Consider the following 2,034-nt stretch of genomic DNA (forward strand, 5'->3'; position numbering starts at 1 on the left):
GAAATCGGTCGCGCCGAGCCGCCGGGAGAGCTCTTCCTTGCGCGGGTTGGTGTCGAAGACCGTGATTCGGCCGGCACCGCTGATCCGCGCGGCCTGGATCGCGTTCAGCCCGATCCCGCCCGCGCCGATCACCGCGACGCGCTGCGGCGTCGCCGCCGGACGCGGGGTCAACTCCAGCTCGCGGCCGGCGACCGGGTTGACCAGGCAGGACACCTTCTTGTTGGCGAAGGTGTGGTCCAGGCAGGCCTGGTTGCAGGCGATGCAGGTGTTGATCTCGTCGGCGCGGCCGTCGCTGGCCTTGAGCACGAAATCGGGGTCGGCGAGCATCTGTCGGGCCAGCGACACCATGTCCGCCTGCCCGGAGGTGAGGATGTCCTCTGCGACGCCGGGATCGTTGATGCGGTTCGACGCGCACACCGGCACGTCGACGGCGGCCTTCAGGCGGCCGGACAGCTCGGCGAACGCCGCGCGCGGCACCGAGGTGACGATGGTGGGCACCCGGGCCTCGTGCCAGCCGATGCCCGTGTTGAGCAGGTCGACGCCGGCGTCGACGAGGCGGCCGGCGAGCTCCTCGGTCTCGTCCCACGTCTGCCCGTCGGCGACGAGGTCCTGCAGCGAGATGCGGTACTGCAGCATGAAGTCGTCGCCGACCTCGGCGCGGATGCGGCGGACGATCTCGATCGGCAGCGACATGCGGCGCCGGGCCGAACCGCCCCACTCGTCGGTGCGGCGGTTGGTCGCGCGGGCCAGGAACTGGTTGAGCAGGTAGCCCTCGGAGCCCATGATCTCGATGCCGTCGTAGCCGGCGCGCTTGGCCAGCTTCGCCGAGCGGACGTAGGCGCGGATCGTGCGCTCGACGTCGAAGCCGGACATGCGCCGGGCCTTGAACGGGGTGATCGGCGACTGCGTCGTCTCCGCCGAGCGGATGAACGGGTGGTAGCCGTAGCGGCCCGAGTGCAGCAGCTGCAGCACGACGTGCGCGCCGTGGGAATGCACCGCGTCGGTGACCCGGCGGTGGTTGTCGGCCATGCGCTTGGACGCCATCATCGAGCCGCCGGGCAGCAGCCAGCCTTCGACGTTGGGGGCGTAGCCGCCGGTGACCAGCAGTGCGGCGCCGCCCTCGGCGCGGCGGGCCAGGTAGGCCGCCAGCTTCGGCAGATCGCGGGTGCGTTCCTCGAAGCCGGTGTGCATCGAGCCCATCATCACGCGGTTGCGCAGCGTCAGGGGCCCGGCCTGGATGGGCGACAGCAGGGTCGGGTACGCGGAGGGGGGCGTGGAGGTGGTCACGGTGGTGGACATGTATCCAAGTATCCCATTTCACGGTGCAGATGTGGCGCGTATCACGGAATGTCGCGGGCATATCATCGAGCCATGACAGATCACGCCCCACCGTCCCGCCACGATCCCCTGCGGTTGCTGATCGGGTCGAAGTTCCCCGGCGGCCGCTGGCCGGGTGCGGCGAGGGTCATCGCGGCGGCCGGTGTGGTCCTGGTCGGCGGCGCTTTCCTCGGGTCGGCGGCGGGCCACTGGGTGTACGCGGAGATCGACGCCACGGAGTCGCGGTGGCCGTTGCTGGGCACAGTGGCCTTCGCGTCCTGATTTGCGACGCTGCTGGCCTACCTGACCAACGCCTTGCGTTTGCCTCCGCCGGGGGCGTTCTTCTTCATCATGGTCGCCGGCGCGGTGACCTGGACGGGCCGCGGCGCGACCTCGCGGAACGCGCGATGGTGATGCGCGCGACGATGGTCCGGTTGGTCGGCGACGACGCGGCGGTGAAGCAAGGCGGTGAGGCACGGCGCTGGCGCGGTGGCGAGGCGCATCGGGAAGCACCGGTAGCCTCGTCGGAGGAAGAGGAAGGGCCACGTGAGGCAGAAGAGGACGATCTGGGGCCGGCGCAGCATGTTGAAGCTGCTCGGCTTGGCCGCCGTGGGCGCCACGGCCGGGGTCGTCACGGGCCGTGTCATCGACGTCGCCGACTCGGACGCAAGCTCTGATGGCCCGGCCTCCCGCGCGGCCGGCGGGTCCCCGTCGGCC

Annotated in this window: 2 protein-coding genes and 1 pseudogene; 1 reads left to right on the top strand and 2 read right to left on the bottom strand. The window is 70.9% G+C overall.

Features of this window, described 5'->3' with window-relative positions:
* A pseudogene (locus GX015_RS08535) lies at nucleotides 1-1,299 on the bottom strand (NADPH-dependent 2,4-dienoyl-CoA reductase); the annotation flags it as partial.
* A 72-nt stretch (nucleotides 1,300-1,371) separates the two neighbouring features.
* On the opposite strand from GX015_RS08535, the gene GX015_RS08540 reads away from it, so the two are divergent.
* Complete coding sequence (locus GX015_RS08540) at nucleotides 1,372-1,599, top strand: hypothetical protein (protein ID WP_146780681.1); 228 nt, start codon at nucleotides 1,372-1,374, stop codon at nucleotides 1,597-1,599.
* A 17-nt stretch (nucleotides 1,600-1,616) separates the two neighbouring features.
* Here GX015_RS08540 and GX015_RS08545 read toward each other — a convergent pair.
* On the bottom strand, nucleotides 1,617-2,034 hold a 418-nt coding region (locus GX015_RS08545; RefSeq protein ID WP_291344360.1), incomplete at its 5' end, for a hypothetical protein.

This window comes from Corynebacterium sp., assembly GCF_012837295.1.
In the GTDB taxonomy this organism is placed as follows: domain Bacteria; phylum Actinomycetota; class Actinomycetes; order Mycobacteriales; family Mycobacteriaceae; genus Corynebacterium.

Excerpts from the sequence above, each read along its gene's own strand:
- GX015_RS08540 (WP_146780681.1), top strand. The coding sequence starts at position 1,372 with ATGACAGATCACGCCCCACCGTCCCGCCACGATCCCCTGCGGTTGCTG.